This window comes from Nitrospirillum karajorum, from assembly GCF_036348415.1.
GTDB lineage: Bacteria > Pseudomonadota > Alphaproteobacteria > Azospirillales > Azospirillaceae > Nitrospirillum > Nitrospirillum amazonense_B.
In genome coordinates this window covers 362,392-388,909 of sequence record NZ_JAZBQB010000004.1, presented here as the reverse complement: position 1 = coordinate 388,909, position 26,518 = coordinate 362,392, and the positions used below count along the sequence as shown (strand labels likewise).

Sequence of the window (26,518 nt, the reverse complement as noted above, 5' to 3'; positions counted from 1 at the left end):
GCGCTGTCTCATTCTATAGTCGTAGAGGGGGCGGGTTGACAGGGGTGAAGCCGGCGGCCCGATAATGGATTGCGAAACCAGGAACAACCTGGGCCCGGTCCCTTGGACCGGGCGTGGAGGATGCCCCCGATTCCGGATCAGATCATGAGCATGACGCGCCGTCGCCTGTTGGGCCGCCTGCTGGCCATGGGCGCGATGGCGGGCGTGGTGGCGGGGGTGGCGTCCCGCGGCGCGCGGGCGGCGGCGGTGCCGTTGCGCGTGGGGGTGCTGCGCTATGGCACCGTGTCGTGGGAACTGGACGTGATCCGCCGCCATGGGCTGGACACGGCCCACGGCATCGCCCTCGTTTCGCAGGAGTTCGCCACGGGCCAGGCGACTCAGGTCGCTTTGCAGGCGGGCCAGGTCGACACCATCGCGGTGGATTGGCTGTGGGTGGCGCGGCAGCGCGCGGCCCAAGGACCAGGGGGCGGCGCCGACTGGACCTTCATCCCCTTCTCCAACGTCGCCGGCGCCGTGATGGTGCCGGCCGGTTCCCCGGTGGCCACGCTGGCCGACCTGGCCGGCCGCCGCCTGGGCATTGCCGGCGGGCCCTTGGACAAGAGCTGGCTGATCCTGCGCGCCTATGCCCGGCGGCAGGCGGGCATCGACCTGGATCGGACGACGGAAAAGACCTTCGGGGCGCCACCGCTGTTGGCCAACGCGCTGGCGGCCGGGCGGCTGGATGCCCTGCTGACCTATTGGCCGTTCGCCGCCAAGGGCCAGGCGGCGGGCCAGCGCACCCTGCTGACGGTGGGGGACGCGGTGGCCGGCCTGGGCATCCAGGGCACGCCACCCATCGTGGGCTATGTCTTCTCCGAACGCTGGGCCAAGGCCAACAGCGCGGTGCTGGATGGCTTCATCGCCGCCAGCCGCCAGGCCCGCGCGCTGCTGACGGAAAATGAGGCGGAGTGGCCGTTGCTGCGTCCCCTGGCCGACGCCGGCAGCGACGCGGAGTTCCACACCTTGCGCGACTGGTACCGGCGCGGCATTCCCCCCACTGGGGCCCCGCCGAATGGGACGCGGCCGCCCGGCTGTACCAGGTGCTGGCGGCCGTGGGCGGCCCGGCGCTGGTGGGCGATGGCGGCGACACGTTGCCGGCCGGCACCTTTTGGCGGGCGTCATCTTGGTAGGTCGGGGGCGGGCTTGGCTGGTCCGCGCGCTTTCCATCCTGGTCCTGCTGCTCTTATGGGAAGGGGCGGGCCGCCTGGCCGCCAGCCCCCTGGCGCCGCCGGCCTCGACCGTGCTGGCCACCCTGGCGCGCGAGGTGGCGTCAGGCGCCTTGCCCCATCATGTCGGCATCACCCTGGCGCGGGTGGCCGCGTCCTTCCTGTTGGCCATGGTGGCAGGCACGGCCCTGGGTTTGGCCATGGGGTGGTGGCGTACGGTGGACTTGTGGCTGGACAGCGCGCTGCTGCTGCTGCTGAATTTGCCGGCCCTGGTGCTGATCGTCCTGCTTTATGTCTGGTTCGGCCTGACGGAGGCCGCGGCCATCGCTGCGGTGGCCCTGAACAAGCTGCCCACCACCGCCGTCACCGTGCGCGAGGGCGTGCGCGCGCTGGACCGGGACCTGCTGGAGATGGGGGGCGCCTTCCGCTTCGGCCGCGCCGCCACCCTGCGCCATGTCGTGCTGCCGCAGCTGCAGCCCTATCTGTTCGCCGCCACCCGGTCGGGCCTGGCGCTCATCTGGAAGATCGTGCTGGTGGTGGAACTGCTGGGCCGTAGCGATGGCGTCGGCTTTCAGATTCAGGTCTATTTCCAGCTGTTCGACGTGGCCCAAATCCTGGCCTATTCCCTGGCCTTTATCCTGATCGTCCAAATCATCGAATGGGCGGTCTTCCAACCCCTGGAACGCTGGGCCACCCGATGGAAGGCGTCATGACCCGGCTGACCGTCGACATCCGCGAGAAGCGTTTGGCCGGGCGCGCGGTGCTCGGCCCCGTTTCCTTCGGCCTGGACGCCGGCGAGGTGGTGGCCCTGGTCGGCCCCTCTGGCTGTGGCAAGAGTACGCTGCTGCGCCTGATCGCCGGCTTGGACCGGGACCTGGCCGGCACCGTGCGGTGGAGCGGGGAGAGGCCCCGCCTCGGCGTTGTCTTTCAGCAGCCGCGCCTGCTGCCCTGGCGCACGGTGCGGCAGAATCTGGACCTTGCCGGAGCCGATGACGCGGAGGCGACGCGCCTGCTGGAGCGGCTGGGCCTGGCGGCCAAGGCGGATGTGTGGGCGTCGCAGCTGTCACTGGGCATGGCCCGCCGCCTGGCGCTGGCCCGCGCCCTGGCGGTGGACGCCCAGGCCCTGCTGTTGGATGAGCCGTTCACGTCGCTGGATGAAGGCAACCAGCGCCTGGCCCGCGCCGTCCTGGCGGAACATCTGGTGCGACGGCCGGTGCCCACCCTGCTGGTGACCCATGATCTGGCGGAGGCGGTGGCCCTGGCCCACCGGGTGCTGGTCCTGTCCCCCGGCCCCGCCCGCCTGCTGTTCGACCAGGCGGTGCCGCCCGGGGTCCGTACCGACCCCGCCCTGGCGGCAGCCACCGTGGCCGCCTTGCGCGACCTGGCCCGTTAGGACAGGTTGCCCAGGCCGTAAAGCAGCTCGCTGAGTTGCTCCAGTTGCTCCGGCAACGCCGCCGCCGAGCCCTGCAGCGCCTCCTCCAGCGCTTCCTTGGACGGATAGGCTTCGTGGAAGGTCAGCAGCGTCTTTCCGCCCTGGTCCGTGAAGGTCACGGTGGTGATCGCGCCTTCCTCGCCTTCATCGTTGGTCCAGACGATGCGCTCGTTCGGCACCACCTCCAGATACTTGCCGTAAAAGGCCATGGTGTCCGAACCGCCGAAGGCGAATTCCAGCCGATACTTTCCGCCGGTGCGGACATCCATATCGCACGATACCAGCGACATACCGGATACCGACTTGGGCACCCACCAGCGCTGGAACAGCGCCGCCTGGCTCCACGCCCGGTAAACCGTGCTCGGCGGCGCATCGAATGTCCGTGTTATGACGAGTTCGCGGTCGCCCCTGCGCTCGACGGACGTGGGGTTCCGCGCGCCGCCAGCACCCTCAATATGCTCAGTCATCGCTTTCCTCCCGTCTCAATTCGCTGATGATCTCGTCCAATGCGTCAAAGCGGGCCTCGAAGTGCTTGCGATGCGCCTCGATCCATTCGGCCTCCGCCCTCAGGCCGTGCTTCCCCAGCGTGCAGGTTCTCACCCGCCCGACCTTCCGCGTGATGACCAGCCCCGCCCGTTCCAGAACCTGGATGTGCTTCTTCATGCCGGTCAGCGTCATCCGGAACTGATCGGCGAGGCTGGTGATCGACGCATCCCCGCGGCCCAGCTGATCAATGATCCCGCGGCGGGTCGCATCGGACAGCGCTGCGAACGAGAGATCGAGGGAAAGATCCGAACACTGAACCATGTGGTTCAGTGTATGGCCAAATTACCGCACGCGCAAGGCTTGGCCTGTCACGGCGGTGGCTTCTAGCCGACCTTCTTCGCGCGGCGGCGTGCCGGGCTCTGCGCTTTGGGCGGGGCGGTGGAGGCCCGCACCACCAGCTCGTGCGGTACCAGGCGGTGGGGTACGCCGGCATCGCCGCGTGGCCGTTCCATCAAGCGGGAGATCAGCAGGTCCGCCGCCTCCTCCCCCAGGCTGCGCATGGGCTGGCGCACCGTGGTCAGCGGCGGCCAGGTCATGCTGGCGACGGGGCAGTCGTCATACCCGGCCACGGACAGATCCCCCGGCAGGCTGAGGCCCCGCGCCTGGGCGACGACGATGACGGCGGCCGCCATCTCGTCATTGCAGGCGAAGATGGCGGTGGGGGGCTCGGCCAGGGACAGCAGCCGTTCGGCGCAGGGCAGGGCGGAAGGGAAGGTGAAGGCGCCCTGCTCGATCAGGTCCGGGTCTTCGGGAATGCCCAGCTCGGCCAGGGCGTCGCGATAACCCAGATAGCGGCGGTCGGTGGCGCCATGGTGGGCCGCGCCCTTGATCAGGCCGATGCGCCGGTGCCCCAGGCACAGCAGGTGGCGGGTGAGGGCGGCGGCGGCCTGGCGCTCATCGATCCAGACGGAGGAATAGGTGTCGCCGCCGCTCTGCGCCGTCACCCGCACCAGGGGTATGCCGCTTTCCGCCAGGACCGACAGGACGCGCGGCTCATCGGTGATGGGGGCGGTGAGCACGACGCCGTCGGGGCGCAGCCAGTCCAGCACGGCGCGCACCCGGCGTTCCACGTCCTGGCCGCGATAGTCGATCTCCTCGATCAGCAAGTGATAGCCGCGGGCGCGGCAGCGGTTCAGCAGGCCGACCTGGATTTCCATGGTGTAGGGGCCGGCCGGGTCGCCGTAGAGGTGACCCAGCAGGTAGGAGCGTTTGCCGGCCAGGGTGCGCGCCGACATGTTGGGGTGGTAGCCCAGGTCATGGATGGCCTTGAGAACGCGGTCCAGGGTGGCGCGATTGACGTAGGGCTCGCCATTCAGCACGCGGGACACGGTCTTGATGGAAACCCCGGATTCACGGGCGACGTCGATGATCGTCGGCTTCCGGGCCTCATTTTCCATGCGCACTCAACTCCCATCGTCAAGACCCCCGAAGATCAGGGTCACTACCCTTGTAATGGCATAAAAAGAAAGGGCGGCACGATCGCAATCATGCCGCCCGGAGTGGGCGCATAGTCCCCGGGGAGAGGGTATGCGCAGAAGGGAGATCAAGAAGAAGAAACGGGAAGCGGCCGCTGGGGCCGCCGCCCCGTCATCGGGAACCTTCGGCGAAACGGGTGCCAAGGGTTCCCAGGGTCCACGGGGCCGGTCCGGATGCCCAGTCTGGGTTATCCAGTCCGGCCCCGCAGGTCACAGGCATCAGCCGCCGAACTTGAACCGGCCGCCCAGCATGAACCGGCGACCCGAGTTCATGTAGGTGAAGGGCTGGTTCTTGTACTGCAGGTAGGTCTCCTGAGACTCGCCGGTCAGGTTGACGGCCTCGAAGGTGATGCCGAACTCAGGCGTGAACTGATAGGCGAGCTGGGCGTCCAGCTGGCCGTAGGGCCGGCTGAACACGCCGTAGGTCACGGCCTTGTTGGTGGTGGCGTCCAGGATGGCGAAGGTGGAGCCGATGGCGTCGCCGTTCACCGCGCTGGACCGCCAGCTATAGGACAGCCGGGCTTCCAGGCCGTTCTTCTGGTAATAGGCCTGCGCCGTCAGGGCGTGCAGCGACACGCCGGGGATGGGCAGGTCCTGGGCGAAGGACGTGGACGTCGACGAGGTGGACAGCGAGTAGGTGTAGTTGGCGTTGAAGCCCACGCCGAAGTCGAAGGCGTACTGCGCCCCGACCTCGAAGCCCTTGATGCTGCCGCCGGCGCCGTTGCTGGGGGCGGTGAAGCCCGCGGTGCTGCCGCCGAAGTCGTCCATCACGGTGATGGAGGTGGTCTGCGTCTGGATGAAGGTGTCGATGGACTTGTAGAAGCCGCCGAAGGTCAGGGCGCCCTGGGTGCCGAAATACCATTCGTAGCCGATGTCGATCTGGGTGGCGCGGAACGGGTCCAGGTTCGGGTTGCCGCCGCTGCCGCCCACGAAGGCGAAGCCCTGCTTGCCGGCGCTGTTGGTTTCACGGGTGAAGTTGTACTGCGCGCCGGTGCCCAGCTGGTACGGGCTGGGCGGGGACATGACGCGGGCGGCGGAGAAGCGCACCTTCTGGTCCGGCGCCACGTCCAGAACCAGGTTCATGCTGGGCAGGATGTCGGTGTAGTGCCGTTCCGCGGTGATGACGTCCGGGTTGGTGATGGCGTTGGAGCCGTCCCAGGACTCGTCGGAGATGTAGATGGGGTTGGCGGGCAGGGCGCCGGCCGTCACCTTCTGCACCGTGTCGACGATGCGGGCGCCGATGTTCAGGTGGAAGCGGTCCTCCTTGCTGCCCATATCGGCCATGGCGTAGCCGGAGGCGCGCTGGCTTTCGATGACGAAGGAGTTGATGGGGTCGCGCACCATCTTGCCCGGGAACTGCGGGAAGTTGCCCTGCAGCCATTGCACCGGGTTCTGCATCTGGGACAGGTTCTGCACCAGGATGCTGCTGCCCGCGTTGCCGGTGGGGAAGAAGTTGCTGATCAGCTGCGCCCGGTTGGGCGCCGTCAGCGCCGTCTGGGCCGGGATGACCGGCGGGGTCTGCGACGGCGCCCCGGTCGCGCCCACGAAGTTGCCGCCGGCGGTGGCGCCGGTGGCGGGGTTGGTCAGGCCTTCGTTCAGGATGGCCGGATCCATGTAATAACCGTAGGTGCCGTAGCAGGTGCCGTTGCTGCAGTATCCGGTCTGGCCGGCCGAGGATTTGTCCAGCTCGTAGTGCGACAGGGCGTAGTTGATCTTGTCATCGGTGTAGCGCACGCCGACGGTGAAGGTGGTCTTGACCGCCTTGATGAAGTCGGCGTCATACTCGCCATCGGCGTGGCCGGACCACAAATCATCCTTGGAGTGGATGTTCCACGCCCAGGCCGACTTGAAGACGGCGTTGCGCGGGTTGCTGATCAGGTCGGCATAGGGCGCGTTGTACGACACCGACGGCAGGGTGCCGTTGTTGACGTAGTTGAAGGAATAGGCCGGGCCGTGGCTGATCGGGCTGCTGCCGCCCGGGGCCAGGGGGTTCAGCGGGGCGTTGCAATAGCCGTTGGGGCTGGTGGCGCAGGGCTGGGCGGCGTTGTACTGGGAATACTCCACGTCCTGCTGCGCGCTGTCGGAATTGTATTCCGAGGTGGCGTAGGTGACCTTGAACTTGGCGCGGAACGGCCCGCCATTGTCCCACTTGCCGCCCAGGTGGAAGTTGTCCGCCGTCACATGGACGTTCTGCACGTCGCTGTCGCCTTCGGCGCCCAGGGCGCGGATGGTGGCGGACTTGATGACGCCGTTGCTGTCGATGTCATAGGGCTGGCTGGGGTCGATGCCCAGGCCCAGGCCGTTGGAATTGAACCACACCTTGTTCGACGCCTCCTGGGTCAGGATGTCGTAGGTGGAATGCAGCCAGTCGGCGTTCAGGGTCAGGCTGTCGGTGACGGCGTAGTCGACGCCCAGCTGGCCGCTGATGCGGGTGCGGTCGGTGTCGCGGTCGGTGAAGTAGAGCAGTTCCGGCGAGATATAGGTCCGCGGGATGGTCGCCATCGGGTTGGTCGACGTGCCGGCGGCGGGCTCGATGGCCCAGCCGGCGCGGTTCTGGCCCTGCATCACGTCGGTGTGGGTGTCCGTCTCGGAATAGGAGAACGCCGCCGTGATGCCGATCTTGTTGTTGAAGTTGTAGCTGCCGACGATGGCCCCGATGGGGGTCCAATTCTCCATGCGGGCGTGCTCGCCCGTGGTCATGCGGAAGTTGCCGCCCAGGGTCCAGCCCTGTGGGGCGTCCAGCGCGGAGCGGGTCTTCAGGTTGATGATGCCGCCCATGCCGCCCTCGACCAGGCTGGCCTGGGGCGACTTGTAGACGTCCACGCCGGCGATCAGGTCGGACGGGATGGCCTCCAGCGAATTGGTGGCGGTGCCGCCACCGCCGCCGGACCCTTCACCCGAGGCGTAGGCTTCCAGGCCGGACAGGAAGGGTTCGTCGTTCAGCACCGTGACGTTCTGGCTCAGGCCGCGGATGCGGACGCGGGTGCCCTGGCCATTGTCGCGGTCGATCTGCACGCCGGAAAGGCGCTGCAGCGATTCCGCGATGTCCTGGTCGGGCATCTTGCCCATGTCTTCGGCGGTGATGGATTCGATGATCAGATTCGATTGGCGCTTGTTCTCCAGCGCGTCGGCCAGCGACTTGCGAAAGCCGGTGACGACGATCTCCTCGACGCCGCCCTGGTCGGCCGGGGTCCCGGCCTGGGGGGCGGCACCTTGGGGATCGGGGGCCGCGGCTTGCGGGGCGCTCTGCGCGAAGGCGGCCGGTGCCGCCAGGATGGCGACGGAGGCGGCTCCCATCAACAGCCGCCGCAACGTCTTCAACTCTCCGTACATGAGGGGTCCCTCCCTGCGGGATATTCGTGGGTGCGCGAACCCGGCCGCTGGCCACGGTTCCCCCTGCAACCCCTGGTTTTTGGGCGCAGATCGGGGAACGGCACAGCGCTGCTGTCCGGTCGCGATGAATCTACCGTCTACTGGAATAAGGGCATGCCGATCTCACGGTCGGCTGGGCCCTTTCCCTCCCGTTACCGGAAGGGGTCAACCAGCGCTAACTATTGTGAGTGTGTCCATGACAGGATCGGCAGAATGCATGCGCGTTCATGTCTTTCTCCTCCCGAAGATGTAGTTATTTTTACTTGATAACCAGGCTCACCTTTGCCGGCGTCAGGCTCATGAATTGCCTGTAGGGTACGGAAATTTATTGCCGTCAACCTAGACCGTTGGCGACCGTAGTGCCCGCATCAAACGCCAGCCATGTTATTAATAGTTGCGCTGACAGCGTTGTCAACTCGATTCTATTTTTTGCTTTTTTTATTGCAACTGTCCCCCAACACATAAAGTGGCCATCCAACGCACCAAATGGCCAAACTTCCATCACATAAAGTGGCCAAGCATTGAAATTGCTGGGGAATTTCCGGCCGCGCGGGGAGGGTGCTGGGATAATTTATGCACGCCCCTGGGCGTGCTGTGCGGATTAGGGCGCCTGCGAAGAGACCTTGGCCGGACCAGCGATCATGACTGGGTCACGTCGCTGATTGCCCAACCATTTCCTGATAGACATCCCGGAAACGGCGACTGGTGATATCGGCGTCTTCCTCCACCGCCGCTCTTTGAGCCCGGACGGCGAGGTCCAACCGTTGCTCCTCATCGCCGAGGATTTCCTCTAGCTCAGCCGCCAAGGCCACAGCATCGGTTGGTTGAACCACTCGTGCCGCCCGAGGGGCCCATTCGGCTAGATGCCCCACCGCGGTCCCCACCGTTGGAACGCCGGCGATCGCGGCCTCCAATACAACCAATGGGCCCGCTTCGAAACGCGATGTCACCACCAATAGGTCCGCCCGCTCGAAAAAGTCCCTGATAGCTTCACGGCGTAGAAAACCGTGATGGCGAACCTGCCCGTCCAGGCCCAACTCCGACACGCGGCGCATTAAAGAGCCATCGCCCGGGATATCAATGCCGATGAGGTCCAGTTCGAAAGCGACACCAGCCGCCTTCAACCGGGCAGCCGCCTCCAGCAGCATGGCATGATCCTTGGCCGGAGTAACGTGTGCCACATGCAACAGCTTAGCCGGTACCGCCGGATCACGGCGGCGAGGCGCCCGCAGCGGCCACTCATTCAGCGCCACGCCCAAGGGCAGGCGTAACGCCGGGTATCCTCTCTGCGCCAATAAGCGGACCACGGGTTCACTCTGACCAGCGACACGCCCAGCGTGGGCCAGGGCCCACCGCAGAAGCATCCGGGCGACGGTGGACAGTTGGTCTCCGTACTTCACATCCGGAAAACCCACCAGCTCATAATTGGCGAAATAAAGCAGAACCGGCACCCGCAGCAGCCGGCCGGTCAGCGCGGCAATGGCCTCTGCCCACGGCGACCACAGGCTGTGGATAATATCGAAACGGCCGCGACGATGTTCCGCAATGATCTGCCGGAGCATGCCACGACGGGGGGAGCGGCTCCCGGCATTGTGGACAGTGGCACCCCGGAGCGGCCAAGTGCACGCATCCGGTTCTTGTTGAAAAATGAAGACATGCACCTCGTCGCCCGCCTGGACCAAACGCTCGATGAGCCACATGAGGCAGGGAACGGCGCCGTGCACGCCATCTCGGCCGACACCGCCCGAAGTCACGATCGCAATTTTCATGCGGCTACCGCGCGTCGCCCATACAATCGTCAAGGTTCGCCGGCTGGGCTTCGCCAAGCGGCGCGAAGGAAGTTTTAATACCTAAGATGGGGTGGAAAGGCAAAGTACCACCCATGACCCACCGTCCACACCGGGCCGGCGGGCGACCTCAGGTCGCATCGGCCTTGCCCGTCGCCATCCCCTCCGCCACCGCCAACTCCCGCCGCAGGGTGTCGGCCAACGCCTGGACATGGGCGGCGGTCAGGCAGGTGAAGTGGTCGCCGGACACCTCATGCAGGGCGACGGGCAGGGTGGAGAACCGTTCCCAGCCCCAGGCCGGGGTGAGGCGGATTTCCGGCAGGCTGACGCCGGGTGGCAGGGGAGCGCTGGCCTGGTAGAGGGTCATCGGCACGGTGATGGGGGCATGGGCGGGGTCGTAATGGCCACCGAAGCGACCGGCCGCCTGATAGACCGCGAACAGGCCGCGGATGGGGCCGGGGTCGGATCCGGGTTTCACCAGGCCGAATTCCTCCATCCGGCGTTGCAGGAAGGCCAGCTTGCCCTTGAGGTCCAGCGCCGCCACGTGCCGCCGCTCCGCCGCGTCCGGGGCCACGCGCCGGCCAACATAATGACCGAAGATGCTGAGCACGGTGTAGAGCACCTGGCTGTCATCGGGTTGAGGCAGGCGGGCATAGGGCGGGGCGGCGCTGTCGAACAGGGCCAGGTGGGCCACCCGCTCGCCCGCCTGGGTCAGGCGCCAGGCCATCTCGAACGCCACCTTGCCCCCCAGCGAGTGGCCGCCCAGCAGATAGGGGCCCTCCGGCTGCACGGCCTTGACGCAGCGGATATAGTGGTCCGCCATTTCCTCCACCGACTGATGCGGCTCCCGCTGGCCGTCCAGGCCCAGGCATTGCAGGCCGTAGAACGGGCGGTCGTCCCCCAGGGCCGATGCCAGGGGCAACAGCTGCGAGACGTTGCCGCCCATGCCCGGCAGGCAGAAGAAGGGTAGCCCCGCGCCGCGCGCCTGCACCGGCACCAGGCAGTATTGAACGTCAGGATCCAGCGCGTCGCCGGCCCCGATGGCCACTCCGCCACCGCCGCTGGCGTCATCGACCGGCAGGGACCGCGCGATGCGGGCGATGGTTGGCTCCTCCAGGAACTCCGCCAAGGTCAGGCACCGCCCCCACCGCTCCCGCAGGCGGGCGATCAACTGCGTGCCCAGCAGGGAATGGCCGCCCAGATCGAAGAAGTTGTCCTCCACCCCCGGGCGCTTGACTCCCAGCAGGTCTTCCCACAGGTCGGCCAGCGCCTGTTCCGTCGCTGTGCGCGGCGGCCCGCCAGCCCCGGTGCGGCCCGTGGTTGGGGCGCCGGCCCTGGACCCCGCCGGGTCGGCCAGCGCTGCCAAAGACCGATCCTTGGCCACGACCAACACCGGCTGGCCGCATATGATGGCGCGGTCGAAGACCTGGCACCCTTCCGCCGTGGTCAGGCCGGCCAGGGCGGCGTTTCCGCGACCCTGGCGGCGGGCATGATTCACCGCCATGCCGACCTCGGCCCAGGTGTCCCAGGCGACGGCGGTGACAGGGTGCCCCGCCGCGCGGGCCCGCCGGGCCGCGGCCTCCAGGTAGGTGTTGGCCGCGGCGTAGTCGCCTTGGCCCAGGCCACCGACCCAGGCCGCCAGCGAGCCGCACAGCAGGATGAAATCGGGGCCATCGCCCGACACGGCGTCGATCAAGGCGTCCGTGCCCGTCACCTTGGGCGCCAACACCGTGCGCCATGCGGCCTCGGTGGTGGTCTCGACCAGGCCGCTGGCCTCGCGGCCGGCGGCGTGGATCACGCCCGCCACGGGGCCGAACCGATGCCGAACCGCCGCCACCGCGGCGCGCACCGCCGCCGCGTCCCCCATGTCGGCGGTGAACACCGCCACCTCCGCGCCCAAGGCGCCGATGCTGGCCAATGCCGGCTCGTCGCGCTGGTTCCGGGCGATCAGCGCCAGCTTGGCGCCCGGGGCGGAGCGGGCGATATGGTGGGCAAGGGCGAGGCCCATGCCGCCCATGCCGCCGGTGATGAGGTAGACGCCGCCGGCGCGCCAAGTCGGCCCGTCACCGTCCAGGCGGGGGGCCAGGGGCTGCAGGTCCAGGGTCAGGCGTCGTCCTTGGCGCAGGGCCACCGTGGTGCCGCCGGGCGGGGCCGGGTCCGGAGGGGTCGCCGCCAGCTCGCGGGCCAGCGCCGCCGGGTCCGTCTCGGCGTCCAGATCGATCTGGCGACACCGGAGCGCCGGGAATTCCCATCCCAGGGCGCGGGACAGGCCCACGGCTCCCGCAGCGGCGGGGGCGGCGGTCTCGCCGGGAAGGCCCCCCGCCTGGCGGGTCAGCAAGGTCAGGATGGTGGGCGTGTGGATGGCGGGGCCGAACGCCCGGCCCAACGCCAGCAGGGAGGCGAACCCGTCCGCCACCGTCCCGCCCGCCACCGTCCCTCCTGTGAGCGTCCAGGCGTGGATCATCTGGCCCGGCACCCCGCCCTCCGCCCGCAGGGCGTCCAACAGCGCGGCATGGTCGGCGGCGTGATCGGGGCGCAGGCGGTAGCGGTCGTCCGCCACGCGCTCGAAGTGGGGGCCGGCCTCGACCATGACGCTGCCGGGGGGCGCCGCGACGGGGAGGTCGCCGAACACCAGCCAGCGCACGGCCGTCAGCGCGGGACCGATCGCGGGGGCCGGGCGCGTGACCGGGACTTGGCACCAGTCCGCCGGCGTTCGGGCGGCGGCCGGTGCCGACATCGCGGCGCGCAGGGTGAAACGCTCGATGGTCGCCACGCGGCGCAACCCATCCGTACCCTCCGTCCGGGGCGCGTACAGGTCAACGTCATAGGCGTCCGGGCCCACGCGGCGGGCGTGGCTGAGCAGCCGGCGGGGCAGGGGCTGGTATAGCTGGACCCGGCCATAGTGGAAGGGCACCAATGCCCGGGTATCGCCCTGGTCCAGGCGGATGGCCAGGGACAGGAAGGCCGTCGCCATGTCGGCGAGCGCTGGGTGCAGCGCCAAGTCGGCGTCCATGTCCTGGTCCTGCTGGCACAGCCAGGCCCAGCCTGCGTCCCTCCCGTCCCGCCAGACCTGTTCGAAGCATCGCCACGCCGGACCATAGGCGGCCAGCGCCTGGACCAGGGGCGCCAGAGGCACCGCCTCGCCCCGTGGCTCGGGAATGGCTGACGGCGGCGGCGGGTCGGCGGCCGGCCCGGCCAGACCTTGGGCGTGGGGCCGCCAATCCTCATCCCCGGCTGCCCGGCTTTCCAGAACGAAGTCCCGGACCGGTCCCGTTCCGGTCAACACCAGGCGGACCTGTGGCGCCTCCTCCGGATCCAGCACCAGCGGGACCGGGAAGTAAACCTCGCTCAGCGTCGGCAGAGGCTCGCCGCTCACCGCCGCGACGGCGGCCCGTGCCAATTCCAGGCAACCAGTGCCGGGCAAGGTTGGGCGGCCATCGAACAGCCGGTGGCCGTCCACCATCCAATGATCCGCCGACAGGCCCAGGGTGACGATGATGCGATCGGCCCCGTCCCGGCGCCAATACCGCACCAGCGGCGGCTGTGGCGCCCCTGGCCGGTCGATCCAGTGGCGGTCGCGCTGGAAGGGATAGGTTGGCAACGGAACGCGGCGGCGGATAATGCGCCCTGCGGCGTCACGGTGTCGGGCGCGCCAGTCCAGGTCGGCGCCCCGGCGCCACAGCAGGGCCAGGGCCTGGGCATAGGTATCGGCGTCGCCCGCCGTCTCCCGGGCATGGGGCAGGCAGGGGATCACGTCCTGATCCGCCAGCAAGGTGGTCAGCGCCCGGCCCGGTCCCACCTCCACCAGGATGGGGTCACCTTCCGCCGTCAGGGTGGCAAGGCCGTCGGCGAACCGCACCGGCTGCCGCAGGTGCCGGGCCCAATAGGTGGGATCGGCCGCGTCGGTGGCGTTGAACCAGGTTCCCGTCAGGTTGGAGACGAAAGGAATGGTCGGCCGGCCGGCCGGCGGGGTCCCCGCAAGCAGCAGCCCGTCGGCCGCGCCCGCCATCAGGACGCTATGGAAGGCGTGGGAGGTCTGCAGCCGCCGATGGGGCCGCCCATCCGCCACGCACGCCGCTTCCACGGCCGAGATGGCGTCGTGCGGTCCGGCCAGCACCCGATGGTTGGGGCTGTTTTCCGCCGCGATCTCCACCCCCAGGGCCAGGTAGGGGATGATGGCCTGGGCCGGACCCTCCACCGCCAGCATGGCGCCCGGGGGCTGCGCCTGCATCAGCGCGCCGCGCCGCGCCACCAGCGCCAACGCCTCGTCCAGCGTGAACAGGCCGGACAGGCAGGCGGCGACGTATTCCCCGAGGCTATGGCCCATCAGGGCGCTGGGGCGGACGCCGGCGGCCATCAGCGACTGGGCCAAGGCGTATTCGATGGCGAACAGCGCCGGCTGGGCGTACCGCGTTTGGGTCAGGCGCTCAACCGCCGCCGCCCGGTCACCCTCCGCCGGTGGGTGGACCAGGTCGCGCAGATCCATGGCCAGCGGGCCGGTCAGAATGTCGGCGCAGCGGTCGAAGGTGGCGCGGAAGACGGGGTCGGCGGCGTGGAGTTCCCGCGCCATGTCCACATGTTGGCTGCCTTGGCCCGGGAAAAGGAAGACGACCGGACGGCCCGCCCGCTTTTCCACCGTCGCCGTGGCCACCGCGTTCGCCAGTCCGGCGGCGGCCTCGGCGGCGCTGTGGGCGACGACCGTGGCGCGGTGGCTCAGGCGGGCGCGGCCCACCTGCAAGGTGTAGGCGGCGTCTGCCACCTGTTCCGGGTGCCGGCGCAGATGGTCCGCCAGCCGCCGGGCCAGGATGGCCAGGGCCTGGGGGGTGCGGGCCGACAGCGGCAGGATGATGGCCGGCCCGCCCGCCTGGGCGTCAGGGACGGGGGCGGGCGTATCGGGCGCGGCGTCCAGCACCACATGGGCGTTGGTGCCGCCCACGCCGAAGGAGCTGACGCCGGCCCGCCGTTGGACGCCCGCCGGCCAGGATAGGGCCGAGGCGGCGACAGTGAAGGGACCGGCGGCGAAATCAATCTCGGGATTGGGCTGGTCATAGCCCAGGGTGGGGGGATGATCCCCTGTTCCAGCGCCAGCACCGTCTTCACCAGACCCGCGACGCCGGCCGCCGTGTCCAGATGGCCGATGTTGCTCTTGACCGCGCCGAGAACGCAGGGATGGGCGCGCGTTCCCGCCGCGTCGCCAAGGGCCTGGGCCAAGGCCCGCACCTCCACCGGATCGCCCAGCCGCGTGCCGGTTCCGTGCGCCTCCACATAGCCGACGGTGCCGGCGTCCACGCCCGCCGCCGCCAGCGCCTGGCGGATCACCCGCGCCTGCCCGGCCACGCTGGGGGCGGTGTAGCTCACCTTGTCCGTGCCGTCGTTGTTCACAGCGGATCCCCGGATGACGGCATGGATCGTGTCCCCGTCCGCCAGCGCTGCCGCCAAGGGCTTCAACAGCACGACGGCCAAGCCGCTGCCGCTGGTGGTGCCGTCGGCGGCGGCGTCGAACGGGCGGCATCGTCCGCCGGCTGACAGGATTCCGCCGTCGGCGCTGACATAGCCCACCCGTTCGGCGTCGATGGAAACGCCGCCGGCCAAGGCCATGGCGCATTCCCCCCGCCGCAGGCTTTCGCAAGCCATGTGCACGGCGACGAGGGAGGAGGAGCAGGCGGTCTCCACCGTCAGGGCCGGGCCGCGCAGATCCAGCTTGTAGGCGACGCGGGTGGCCAGGAAGTCCTTGTCGTTGCCCAGGACCCACTGCTCGGGGCGCAAGCGCAACTCGCCTCGGCGCGGGTGGACGTTGTCCAGCAGGTAGTGGCTGATGCCGCATGCGGCGAAGACGCCGATCTGGCGGTCCGGTCCGCCGGTGTCGCCATAACCCCCATCCTCCAGCGCGGTCCAGGCGCATTCCAGGAACAGGCGGTGCTGCGGGTCCATCACCTGCGCTTCCTTGGGGAAAAACCAAAGAAACCGCTGTCGAAACGATCTATGTCTTCCAGAGGCAGCGCGGTGCGGACCAGGCCCGGGTGGGCCAGGGTCTCCGCCTCGGCGCCCCGGGCCCGCAATTCCGCCTCGGTGAAATGGGTGGTGACATCGATGCCCTCACGCAGGTTGCGCCAGAACGCGGCGACGTCCCCGGCCCCGGGAAAGCGGCCGGCCAGGCCGATCACGGCGATCGCGGCGGCGTCCGTCATGGCGGGTGTCGCGGGGGTGGGCATGATGGTGCCCTCCGGGGCACCCTGCAGCGCGCGCGCTTGGGCGCGGATGGTGGGATGCTGCAACAGGTCGGCCAGGGCCAGGCGCGGACCGAAGCGCGCCGTCAGCCGCTGATGCAGCACCGCCAGGCGCAGGGAATGGCCCCCGGCGTCGAAGAAGGCCTCATCCGGTCCTACGTCCGCCCGGTCAAGCACCTCGCGCCAGATGGCGGTGACGATGGCCAGGGTGCCGTCGCCTACCGGAGTGCCAGCCGGGGTGGGAAGGGCCGGCTGGTCCGATGGCGCGGGCAGGGCGCGGTGGTCGATCTTGCCCGCGCTCGTCTTGGGCAGGGCGTCCAGGAGGATGATGCGGTCCGGTACCAGGGCCGGCGGCAGGGCCCGCCGGGCGGCCGCCAGCAGCTGCTGGGACGTTCCGTCGGCGACGACGTAGGCCACCAACTGGCGCTGGCCCTCGCGATCGGCGGGGGCCAGGGCCGCGGCCTCACGCACCCCCGGCAGGCGGGCCAAGGCGACCGCGACCTCGTCCAACTCGATGCGGAAGCCCCGCACCTTCACTTGGCGGTCGGCGCGGCCCAGGAATTCGATGCTGCCATCGGCCCGGCGACGGACACGGTCGCCCGTGCGGTACAGGCGACCGCCCGGTCGGTTGCGGTCGGCCACGAAGGCGGCCGCGGTGCGGTCGGGCAGGTTCAGGTAGCCATCGGCCAGGCCCGCCCCGCCCACGCACAGTTCGCCCGCCAGGCCCACCGGCATCAGGTTGCCGGCGGCATCCAACACGTCCAGCGTGGCGTTTTCCAACGGGCGCAGCACCAGGCGACCCCGCTCCGCCCAATAGTCGGTGACGGAGGCGCAGACCGCCGTTTCCGTGGGGCCGTATCCGTTGAGGAAACGACGGCCGGTGGCCCAGCGCTGGGCCAAGCCCGGGGGACAAGCCTCCCCCGCCACCATGATGACCTGCAGGTCCGGCAGGTCATCCTCCGGCACCAGCCGCAGGGCGGACGGCGTGATCAGTAAATGGCTGATGCGGTTTCGCGCCAGGGTCCGCGCCAGGGGCGGGCCCGGCAGCAGGTCGGCGCGGTCGGCGAAGACCACGGTGCCGCCCCCGGCCAGGGTGGGGAACACTTCACAGCCGACACCGTCGAAGACGGGGGAGAAGAACTGAAGCAACCGGGCGCCCGGGGCCAAGGCCATATGCCGGACAAAGGCCAGGACCGTGTTGCGGATGGCGCCATGGCTGACGGCCACGCCCTTCGGCCGGCCGGTGGAGCCGGAGGTGTAGAGGATGTAGGCGCGGTCGCCGGGCTGGTGCTCGCCGGCCAGGGCGATGTCCGGGGCCGCTGGCGTGTCATCCATCAGGTCGTCCACCACCACCAGCGGCGGGCCCAGCGCCGCCGCCGCCGAGGTCATGTCGGCCCGGGTGACCACCGCCGCTAAGCCGGCGTCGGCCACGACGTGGCGGCTCCAACCGTCCGCCGGCGCCTCCGGGTCCAGCGGCACATAGGCGGCGCCGGCTTTCAGGATGCCCAGCATGCCCGTGACCAGATGGGGGTGGCGTCCGGTGTACAGGCCGACGGTGTCGCCGCGTCCCACCCCGCAGGCCCGCAGGGCCATGGCCAGACGTCCGGCCAACTGATCCAGGGCCCGATAGCTCCAGCGGCGCCCGCTATGCTCCAGCGCGACGGAGTCCGGCGTGCGCTGGGCCTGGGCGGCGATGACCCCGTCCAGGGTTGGCTCAGGATGGGCCCAGGGGGTGGCGGTGTCGTTCCAGTCGACCAGGGCCTTCCGGCGTTCCGCCGCTGTCAGCAAGGGCAGATCGGCCACCCGACGGGAGTCATCCCCCTCGGCCAGGCCGGCCAGCAGGACCAGCAGGTGATCGCGCAGGCGGGCGATGGTGGCGTCATCGAACAGGTCCGTGCGGTAGGCCAGGCTGGCGGCGCGCGCCTCCGGCCCCCCCAGCGCCAACACCAGATCCAGCTTGGCGTGATCCAGGGCCACGGGCACCGGTGTCATCGCCAGGTCGCCCAGGGTGGTGGGCGCCTCCACCCCGTCCTGCCAGACCAGGCCCACCTGGAAATACGGGTGTTGCCCCGGCCCCCGCTCCGGGTTCAGCCGCTCCACCAGCAGGTCGAAGGGCACGTCCTGGTGATCGAAGGCCTCCAGGCAGGTTTGCCGCGCCCGCGCGGCCAGGCTGGCGACGGTGTCGTCCCCCCGATGGTCAGGCGCAGGGACAACATGTTGACGAAGAAGCCGATCAGGGGCTCGGCGTCACGGTGGCGGCGGCCGGCCACCGGGCAACCCACCATGATGTCGTCCTGGCCGGTATAGCGCCACAGCACCAGCGTGAAGGCGGCGTACAGCACCATGAACGGCGTGCAGCGCCAGGCCAGGGCCCGTTGGCGCAGACCCTGGGCCAGGGCAGGCGGCAGGGTGAAGTCCAGCGTGGCGCCGGCGTCCGAGGCCGGGGTGGGCGCGCCCGACCGGACGGGCAAGGCCAGGGGGGCCGGCGGATTGGCCAACTGTCGGCGCCAATAGGCCAGGTGGGCGTATTCCATTTCCACCAGGCGGCCGCGCTGCCAGGTGGCGTAGTCGGCGTACTGGGCTGGCAGGGGCGGCAAGGCCGGGGGCCGGTGATTGCGGCGCGCGTCATAGCACGCGGCCAGCTCACGCCAGAACAAGCCGGACGACCAGCCATCCGACGCGATGTGGTGCGTGGTCACGCACAGCACATGGTCATCGGCCGCCAAGGTCAGCAGCAGGGCGCGCAGGGGCGCCTCCCGTGCCAGGTCGAACACCCGGGACGCCTGCTCCGCCAGCAAGCCCGGCAGCGTGTCCTCCGTGGCTGGGCGCTGGACCAGGTCCACGGGGCCGGGCGGCATGATCGCCACCGTGGGTTCCTCCACCCGGTGGCCGTCGGCGGTGGTGATGCTTTCCACCGTCGCGCTGAAGCGGCTGCGCAGGGCTTCGTGCCGCGCCGCCACGTCCGCCAGGGCCAGGGCCAGGGCGCCCGTGTCCAGGGGCCCGCGCAGGCGCTGGGCGTCCGGGATGTTGTAGGCGGCGGTCATGCCGCCCAGCCTTTGGGTCAGCCACAGCCGGCGCTGGGCATGCGACAGGCGCCGCCGCTCATCCGCCGGCGCCTGGGGCAGGGGGGCGTCGTCCCTCCGCGCCGCCGGGTTCGATTCCCGCGTGGCGGCGGCCACCCGCTCGGCCAGGTCGGCGACGGTCGGCCCGGCGAACAGGTCCGACAGCGGCAGCGCCACCCCGAAGTGGTCGCGCAGGCGGGACATCAGGCGGGCGCCCAGCAGGGAATGGCCGCCCAGGGCGAAGAAATCGTCGTGCGCGCCCACCGCGGGCACCCGCAGCAGCTCCACCCATAGGGCCGCCACCTGACGCTCGGTCTCGTCACGGGGCGCCACCTGGACGCCGTTCCCGATGACCGGCGCCGGGGACGGCAGGGCCTTGCGATTGATCTTGCCGCTGCTGGTCAGGGGAAACACGTCCATGGCCATCAGGTGGCTGGGCACCATGTGGGCTGGCAGGCGCTGGCGCAGGTAGGCGCGCACCGCATCCAATGGCGCCTCCCCCCGGACATACGCCGCCAGCTCCGCCTCGCCCCCCGGGGCGGGGTGGGCCAGGACCGCGCATTCGCGCACGCCTGGATGCTCCGACAGCACCGTCTCGACCTCACCCGGCTCGATCCGGAACCCCCGGATCTTCACCTGGTTGTCCAACCGCCCCAGGAATTCGATCACGCCATCGGACGACTGCCGGCAAAGGTCGCCCGTTCGGTAATAGCGGCCGGGGCCCAGCCCCGTCACCAGCCGGCCATGGATGTCGAAGCCGCCGGTCAGGAAGCGGCTGGCGGTCAGGTCCGGCCGGTTCAGATAGCCGTCCGCCACGGCCGGTCCGCCAATCACCAGTTCCCCGGGGACGCCCACGGGCACCAGGCACAGGTCGGGGTCCAGCACATGCAACTGTGCGCTGGGAATGGGCCGGCCGATCGGCATGGCCCGCTCGCCCCCATCCACGCCTTGCGGGGCCTCCAGCGCGATCAGGGCGCTGTCGATGGTGGCCTCGGTCACGCCGTAGGAGCCGTAGACGCGGGCGCCGGCCGCGCACAGGGCCTGGACCCTGCGATATTCGTGCACGAACCAGATGTCCGATCCGCAAACCAGGGTCTGCAGGCCGTCCAGGCGCTGTCCCGCCGCTTCCAGATGGGTCAGCAACTCGCGCAGCACCACGGGCACGAACTCGGCGAAGCGCACCGTCTCGGCCAGCATCAGGCGATACAGGCTGGGCGGGTCCAGCAGGATGTCGCGGGGCACCATCACCAGCCGCCCGCCGGAACCCAGGGTGCGGGCGACATCGCCGATGAAAACGTCGAACGTGAAGTTGGCCATCTGCAAGGTGGCCAGGTCGGGGTCGGCCAGATCATAGACCTGGGCCCACGCCTGGCAGGCGGCGGCCAGGGCGCCATGCGTCACCCGTACACCTTTGGGCCGCCCTGTCGACCCTGAGGTGTACAGCACATATGCCAGATCCTCTGCTGCCCAATTCACCGGCGCCCAACTCACCGGCGGCGGTATCGCCCCTCCCTCGGGCCCGTCCTCGACCAGCAGCAGGGGGGCTGGCGGGTTGGAGGGCTGGCGGGCGGCCGTGGTGAGGATGAGGGTGGGGGCGGCGTCGGCCAGAACCTCGGGGGCCCGGGCATCCTCCGGCGACACTGGAAGGAAGGCGGCGCCCGCCCGGTGGATCGCCAGCAGCGCCATCACCACGTCAGGGCCATAATCCAGCATTACCGCCACCGGCCGGCCGGGAGCGGCCCCGGCCGCCGTCAGCCGTGCCGCCAGGGCGTCGACCCGCGCCGCCAGCTCGCCATAGCGGATTTGGCGGTCGCCGTGGACGATGGCAACGGCCGTCGCCCGGCGGGCGGCGGCGGCCTGGAACAGGCGGGGGAAGGCGGGCCAAGGCGGGGGCGCCAAGGGGCTCGCCGGCTGGGCCAGGGCCAGCAGCGTCGCCAACTCGTCCGCCGGCATCAGGGGCAACTGGGCGATGGGCGTTTCCGGCGCCGCCACGGCGGCGGCCAGCAGGGTGGTGTAGTGGCGGGCCAGCCGCTCGGCGGTGGCGGCGGTGAACAGGTCGGTGCTGTACTCCACCGCCCCCAGGATGTGGCTGCCCGTATCCTTCAGGCTGAGCGTCAGGTCGTATTTGGACGTGCCGGAATTCAGGGGACTCGCTTCCACCTCCAGCCCGCTTATGGTCAGGGTGCCGAAACTGTCGGCCAGTGCGTCGAACATCACCTGAAACAGGGGTGTATGGCCGGGGTCGCGGCGGGGGCGCAACCGCTCCACCAGGCCGTCGAACGGGACGTCGGCGTTGTCGAGGGCGTCGAGCAGCTCCGCGCGCACCCGCCGCACCATCTCCGCGAAGGTGGGGGCGCCGCCCAGGTCCAGGCGCAGGGGCACGACATTGACGAAGAAGCCGACCAGGCCCTCGGCCTCTGGCGTGGTCCGCCGGGCCATGGGCGCGCCCACGACCAGATCGGCTTGCCGGGTATAGCGCGCCAGCACCAGGGCGAAGGCGGCCAGGCCGGTCATGAACAAGGTGGCGCCCAGCTGGCGCCCCAGGCCCCGCAGGGCGGCGGCGGCCGGCGCCGGCACGGTGAAGGACACGCGGTCGCCGACGAAGCTTTGGACCCGGGGGCGGGGGTTGTCGGTGGGCAGGGGGATCAGGGCGGGGGCATCGGCCAGCCGGCGGACCCAGTGGTCGTATTGCTCCTCCAGGAAGGGAATGCCCTCCGTGGCCTCCCGCGCCAGATGGTCGGCGAAACGGAACTGGGTGGGGGGCAGGGGCGGGGTAAGGCCGGCCACCAGGGCATCGTAGGCCCGGCCCAGGTCGCGCAACAACACAGCCACCGACCAGTCGTCGATGATGATGTGGTGGCAGTTGAGCAGCAGGGCGTGCGCCTCTGGTCCGCGGGCCACCAGCGTGGCGCGGAACAGGGGGCCGTGCTCCAGGTTGAAAGGCCGGGCGGCCTCCGCGGCCGCTAACCTGTCGAACGCCGCGTCATCGGCGGCCTCCGTCCGGGCCAGGGCGAAGGGCTCCTCCACCTCGTCGATGACGGGTTCGCCGTCCACGGCGGGGAAGCGGAAACGCAAGGCGTCGTGGCGCTGGGTCATGAGGGCCAGCGCCCGCTCCAGCGCGGCGACGTCCAGCCGCCCCCGGAGATGCAGGGCGACCGGCACGTTGTAGGTGCGACCCTGGTCCTCGAACTGGCTGACGAACCACAACCGCCGCTGGGCGGCTGAGGGCGGCGGCAGCCGGGGGGCCAAGTCGCGGGCCAAAGCGTCATCCATGGCAGGCCATCCCCGTGGCGCGGCGCGGGGCCGGGGTCATGCGGACCGGCGGGCGTCGATGGCGGCGGCCAGGGCCCGCACGGTCGGTCCCTCGAACAGCAGGCTCAGGGGCAAGCGGCGCCCCACCTCACGCGACAGGCGCGACATGATGCGCATGGCAGCCAGCGAATGCCCCCCAAGGCGAAGAAGTCATCCTCCGGTCCCACCGCCGTCAGGCCCAGGATTTCCCGCCACACCCCGGCCACCATCGGCTCCAGGCTGGACGGCGCGGTGTCGGGCGTGCCGCCGTCGGATGCCGCCTCGTCCGCCAGCCGGTTGAGGCGGCGCTTGTCCAGCTTGCCCGTGGTTTGCAGCGGCAGCGCCTCCACGAACAGGAATCGTGCCGGCACCATGTAGTCCGGCAGGGTGGCACGCAGGGCGGCGCGCAGGGACGCTTCCGTCAGGTCGGCGCCAGCCTGGGGCACGACGAAGCCCACCAGGCGCTTGTCGCGCGGGGTGCGATGGGCGATGACCGTGGCGTCCCGCACACCGTCCACCCGCCGCAGCACCGCCTCCACCTCGCCCGGTTCCACCCGGAAGCCCCGGATTTTCACCTGGTCGTCGGTGCGGCCCTGGAAATCCAGAGTGCCGTCCTCGGCCCATATGCCGACGTCGCCGCTGCGGAACAGGGTGTCGCCGGGAATGAACGGATTCGGGATGAAGCGTTCCGCCGTCAGGGCCGGCCTGTCGATATACGCGCCGGAAACCCTGCGGCCGCCGATGGCGATCTCCCCGGGCACGCCCGGAGGCACCAGCCGGCCCCGCCGGTCCAGCAGGTAGAGGTTGGTGTGGGCGATGGGGCGGCCGATGGACACGCGGTCGCCAAGGGGCGCGTCCCGCGTGATTTCGTGACAGGTGGTGAAGGTCGTGGCCTCGGTGGGGCCATACGCCACCATCAGGCGGCAGGCGCCCGGTGCGGCGAACAGGGCCCGCACGCTGTCCGGCGGCACGATGTCCCCGCCCGTCATGGCCCAGCGCGTGGCCGCGACGGTGGCGGGATGGGCCTCCACCAGTTCCTTGAACAACGCGGTGGTCATCCACAGGATGCTGACCTTCTCCGCCGCCACAAGCTCCGCCAGTTCGTCCAGGCCGGTCCGTACCGGTGGCAGCAGCAGGGACGCGCCGTTCAACAGCGCGGCCCACATCTCGAAGGTCGAGGCGTCGAAGGACAGCGGCGCGAAAGCCATCAGGCGGTCGGTGGGCGCGACGGTGAGGTAGTCGGTGTCGCATACCAGGCTGACGACGGCCTCGTGGGTGCTGTGCACCCCCTTGGGCGTCCCCGTGGACCCCGACGTGAACATGATGTACGCGCGATCTGTGGGTCCTGCCTCTGGGGCTCGTGAGGTGTTCGCCGCGCCGTCCGTTCGGGCAGGCTGCGCTTCTGACAGCAGCGGGTCGATGACCACCACCGGCAGGTCCAGCCCGGCGGTGATGGCGTCGGGCGCGTCCGTCAGCACCAGGCGGGCCCGGCTTTCCACCAGGATCAGGCGCTGGCGTTCCGCCGGGAAGTCGGTCTCGAACGGCACGTAGGCGGCGCCGGCCTTCAGAATCCCCAGCAAGGCGGCGATCAGCGCGGGGCTCCGGCTGGCGGCGATGCCCACGGTGTCACCCGGCGCCACCCCCCGCGACCGCAGTCCGGCCGCGATCCGCGCCGCCGCCTGGTCCAGGGCGCCGTAGCTGACGGTGGCGGGTTCCCGGACGCCACCGTGGCGCAGGGCCACGGCGTCGGGCTGCCGCGCGGCCCAGTATTCGAACTGGCCGTGCACCGTCCGGGCGGGAAAGGCCGGTGTGGCGCCGGTGGACCAGGCCAGGACCCGGTCCCGTTCCGCCGGGTCCATGCTGGGGATGTCGGCGAGGGGCGCCTCCGGCTGGGCGGCGGCCAGCACCCGCACCAGGCTGGCGCCCAGGCGTGCCACCTGCGCCTCCGTCAACAGGCCGTCGTCATAGTCCAGGGTCAGGCGGTCCCCCGCCACGCACAGTTCCAGCGCGGTCGATGGGGCGGCGCCGGCGCCCATGACCAGCGCGGTCTGGAACAGGCCGCCGTCGCGTCCTTCCGCCACCGCTTCGGCCAGGATGGCCAAGGGCAGGTCGCCATGCGCCAACCCCGAGGCCGCGGTTGAGGCGGCGTGCCCCTTCAACGCGGTCCAGGACTGATCCTCGTCGACCCGCAATCGAAGGGGCAGGGCTTCCGCCCGACCCTCGGGCCGATAACCAAACAGCACGTCGTCGCCGCCCGTGTGGCGGGCCAGGACCAGGGCGTAGGCCGCCAGCAGGTCCGGGGCGTGGGGCGTCTTGGGCAAGGACTGGCTCAGCCGGGCCCGACGCCCGCTGGCGCGGGCGGTGTGATAGGCCGGTCCCGCCAGCCTGGCGTCCCCCAGGTCGGCCAGCGCCCGGCGCCAATAGGCCAGATCGACATCCCGTCCGCTGGCCGCGGAGGAGCCGCCGGCGCGCAGGCGGGCCAGATCGAGATGCGGGGCGGCGGCCCAGCGCGCCGCGATCGCCAGGAAATCCTCGAAGAACGCCTGGATGTCGGCGGCGGGCGCCAGGTCATGGGCGTATTCGGCCAGGACGCGGCCGCCCCGTCGGGGATTGGCCTCGTCATCGAAGACGACGATGACGTTAAGGTCGAATTTGGCTGATCCGTTGGACACGCCCTCGGTCACCTCCACGGTCAGCCCGTGGAAGACGAGATCGCGCGTCATGGAGTTGTGGAAGCTGAAACTGGTCTGGATGTAGGGCAGGGCGTTGGCCACCCGTGCCGGCTGCAGGTCCTCCACCATGGTGGAGACGGGAATGCGGCCGTTGAGGAAGGCGCCGCGCACTTCCTCCCGGGTGGCGGCCAGCAGGTCGTTCAAGCTGCCATCACCTTGCAGGCGCAGGGGCAGCATGTTGACCAGCATGCCGATCACCGTCTGCGTTTCCGGCTGGTCGCGGTTGGCGATGGCGGTGCCGATGATGACCCGGTCCAGGCCCCGCCGCTCCCGCACCAGGGCGCCGAAGATGGTCAACATCAGCTCGAACAGGGTGGTCCGGGTGGCGGTGGCCAAGTCGGCCAGGGCGCCCAACGTGGCGCCGGGAATCGGGAAGGATTGCGACGCGCCGGAGAAGGTCAGGGCCTGGCGCCGCTCGGCCACGCCGGCCACCAGGCTGTGGCCGTAGGCCGGCCAGCCCGCCAGGCGGTCGCGCCAGAAGGTCCGCTGGCCCCGGCCCTCCGCCGAGTCCAGCCACGCCCCCTCCCACCGGCAGTAATCGGCGAATTGGGTGACCTCGCCCAACGTGGCGTCCAGATCGCCGGTGGGCGCGGCGTCCACCCCACCGGCGCGTACCCGGGCGCTGTACAGCGCCGCCAGCTCCCGCATGAACAGCCGGTAAGACCAGCCGTCATGGACCAGATGATGCTCGATATGCAGCAGCAGGTGACGATCGGGTGCCTGGCGTACCAGAAGCCAGCGCACCAGGGGCAGCCGGCCGACATCGATCCGCTTGCGGATTTCCGTCTCGATCAGCAATTCGGCATAGCTGTTGCGCATGCCCTCCGGCACGCCCGCCAGGTCCACCATAGGCAGTTCCGGCAGCCAGGGCGCCTGCACCACCTGGTAGGGCGTGTCCGTGTCCTCACCCTCCAGAAAGACGGTGCGCAGGATTTCATGGCGGATGATCAGATCGGCGAGGGCCCCGGTCAGCGCCGCCACGTCCAAAGGCCCGGTGATGGTGAATCGCGCCTGGAAGTTGTAGGCCACGGTATCGGGCACCAGGCGCTCCAGGAACCATGCCTGTTGCTGCGCGCTCGACAGGCGTACGCCCTGCGGATGGGGGACGGCGGCCGACGGTGCCGACGGCGCTGCGATATCGTCCGCGTACATGCTGGCAACTCCCTTGTTCGCGGCGGATTCCCGGAGGCGCAGCATCCTTCGCGCGGTGCTGTTCCTTAGGCGACACGGCCCGGTGGCAACGGGATCCTGGCGACTTCAATCCATAATAGTGCAATGATATACCTTGCAACGCGAACGGGCTGGTTGAGCCTTGGGAACAGCCGTCCGTATTGCGGGACAGGGCGTTTCGGCACGGACGCGCGTGACCGTTATCCGCGATTTGATCTT

The 26,518-nt window shown here is 70.1% G+C and carries 11 protein-coding genes and 3 pseudogenes; 3 read left to right on the top strand and 11 right to left on the bottom strand.

Features of this window, described 5'->3' with window-relative positions; translation table 11 throughout:
- Positions 1 to 120: 120 nt before the first annotated feature.
- A pseudogene (locus UCD39_RS28665) lies at positions 121 to 879 on the top strand (ABC transporter substrate-binding protein); the annotation flags it as partial.
- Here UCD39_RS28665 and UCD39_RS27290 read toward each other — a convergent pair.
- Positions 843 to 1,028 carry a hypothetical protein gene (locus UCD39_RS27290; protein WP_330498758.1) on the bottom strand — a complete coding sequence of 62 codons (186 nt, stop codon included), beginning with the start codon at positions 1,026 to 1,028 and terminating at the stop codon, positions 843 to 845. The pseudogene UCD39_RS28665 and the gene UCD39_RS27290 sit on opposite strands and share 37 nt — an antisense overlap.
- Positions 1,029 to 1,162: 134 nt before the next feature.
- Between UCD39_RS27290 and UCD39_RS27285 the strand changes: the two genes are divergently transcribed.
- Positions 1,163 to 1,918 (top strand): ABC transporter permease, encoded by a 756-nt coding sequence (locus UCD39_RS27285; protein ID WP_330498757.1) that lies wholly within the window; start codon positions 1,163 to 1,165, stop codon positions 1,916 to 1,918.
- Positions 1,915 to 2,598: an ATP-binding cassette domain-containing protein gene (locus tag UCD39_RS27280; protein WP_330498756.1), complete on the top strand. Its 684-nt coding sequence runs from the start codon at positions 1,915 to 1,917 to the stop codon at positions 2,596 to 2,598. Before UCD39_RS27285 ends, UCD39_RS27280 begins: the two co-directional genes overlap by 4 nt.
- Here the strand turns inward: UCD39_RS27280 and UCD39_RS27275 are convergent.
- The 10 genes and pseudogenes from UCD39_RS27275 to UCD39_RS27230 form a co-directional block, all read right to left on the bottom strand.
- Positions 2,595 to 3,104, bottom strand: a complete 510-nt coding sequence (locus UCD39_RS27275; protein WP_330498755.1) for an SRPBCC family protein — start codon at positions 3,102 to 3,104, stop codon at positions 2,595 to 2,597. The genes UCD39_RS27280 and UCD39_RS27275 overlap by 4 nt on opposite strands.
- On the bottom strand, positions 3,097 to 3,444 hold the full coding sequence (locus tag UCD39_RS27270; protein WP_330498754.1) for an ArsR/SmtB family transcription factor: 348 nt from the start codon (positions 3,442 to 3,444) through the stop codon (positions 3,097 to 3,099). The genes UCD39_RS27275 and UCD39_RS27270 overlap by 8 nt, the downstream gene beginning before the upstream one ends.
- 62 nt (positions 3,445 to 3,506) lie before the next feature.
- Positions 3,507 to 4,580: a LacI family DNA-binding transcriptional regulator gene (locus tag UCD39_RS27265; RefSeq protein WP_330498753.1), complete on the bottom strand. Its 1,074-nt coding sequence runs from the start codon at positions 4,578 to 4,580 to the stop codon at positions 3,507 to 3,509.
- Between the two features lie 297 nt (positions 4,581 to 4,877).
- A complete protein-coding gene (locus UCD39_RS27260; protein ID WP_330498752.1) occupies positions 4,878 to 7,991 on the bottom strand; it encodes a TonB-dependent receptor in 3,114 nt (1,037 codons plus the stop codon).
- 689 nt (positions 7,992 to 8,680) lie between these two features.
- A complete protein-coding gene (locus UCD39_RS27255) occupies positions 8,681 to 9,799 on the bottom strand; it encodes a glycosyltransferase family 4 protein (RefSeq protein ID WP_330498751.1) in 1,119 nt (372 codons plus the stop codon).
- Between the two features lie 148 nt (positions 9,800 to 9,947).
- Entirely contained in the window at positions 9,948 to 14,846 is a 4,899-nt protein-coding gene (locus tag UCD39_RS27250) for an SDR family NAD(P)-dependent oxidoreductase (protein ID WP_330498948.1), read from the bottom strand.
- Between the two features lie 41 nt (positions 14,847 to 14,887).
- Positions 14,888 to 19,088 (bottom strand): annotated as a pseudogene (locus UCD39_RS28660) (amino acid adenylation domain-containing protein); the annotation flags it as partial.
- 144 nt (positions 19,089 to 19,232) lie between these two features.
- Positions 19,233 to 22,379, bottom strand: a pseudogene (locus UCD39_RS28655) (non-ribosomal peptide synthetase); the annotation flags it as partial.
- Positions 22,380 to 22,415: 36 nt separating this feature from the next.
- Entirely contained in the window at positions 22,416 to 22,526 is a 111-nt protein-coding gene (locus UCD39_RS27235) for a phosphopantetheine-binding protein (RefSeq protein ID WP_330498750.1), read from the bottom strand.
- Positions 22,484 to 26,281, bottom strand: a complete 3,798-nt coding sequence (locus UCD39_RS27230; RefSeq protein WP_330498749.1) for a non-ribosomal peptide synthetase — start codon at positions 26,279 to 26,281, stop codon at positions 22,484 to 22,486. The genes UCD39_RS27235 and UCD39_RS27230 overlap by 43 nt, the downstream gene beginning before the upstream one ends.
- Between the last annotated feature and the right edge of the window lie 237 nt (positions 26,282 to 26,518).

Bases quoted from the DNA above. Each gene is read 5' to 3' on its own strand.
- UCD39_RS27290 (WP_330498758.1), bottom strand. From the start codon at position 1,028: ATGCCGCGCCGGTACCAGTCGCGCAAGGTGTGGAACTCCGCGTCGCTG.
- UCD39_RS27280 (WP_330498756.1), top strand. From the start codon at position 1,915: ATGACCCGGCTGACCGTCGACATCCGCGAGAAGCGTTTGGCCGGGCGC.
- UCD39_RS27275 (WP_330498755.1), bottom strand. From the start codon at position 3,104: ATGACTGAGCATATTGAGGGTGCTGGCGGCGCGCGGAACCCCACGTCC.
- UCD39_RS27270 (WP_330498754.1), bottom strand. From the start codon at position 3,444: ATGGTTCAGTGTTCGGATCTTTCCCTCGATCTCTCGTTCGCAGCGCTG.
- UCD39_RS27265 (WP_330498753.1), bottom strand. From the start codon at position 4,580: ATGGAAAATGAGGCCCGGAAGCCGACGATCATCGACGTCGCCCGTGAA.
- UCD39_RS27260 (WP_330498752.1), bottom strand. From the start codon at position 7,991: ATGTACGGAGAGTTGAAGACGTTGCGGCGGCTGTTGATGGGAGCCGCC.
- UCD39_RS27255 (WP_330498751.1), bottom strand. From the start codon at position 9,799: ATGAAAATTGCGATCGTGACTTCGGGCGGTGTCGGCCGAGATGGCGTG.
- UCD39_RS27235 (WP_330498750.1), bottom strand. From the start codon at position 22,526: ATGTCGCGCCTGTCGCGTGAGGTGGGGCGCCGCTTGCCCCTGAGCCTG.
- UCD39_RS27230 (WP_330498749.1), bottom strand. From the start codon at position 26,281: ATGTACGCGGACGATATCGCAGCGCCGTCGGCACCGTCGGCCGCCGTC.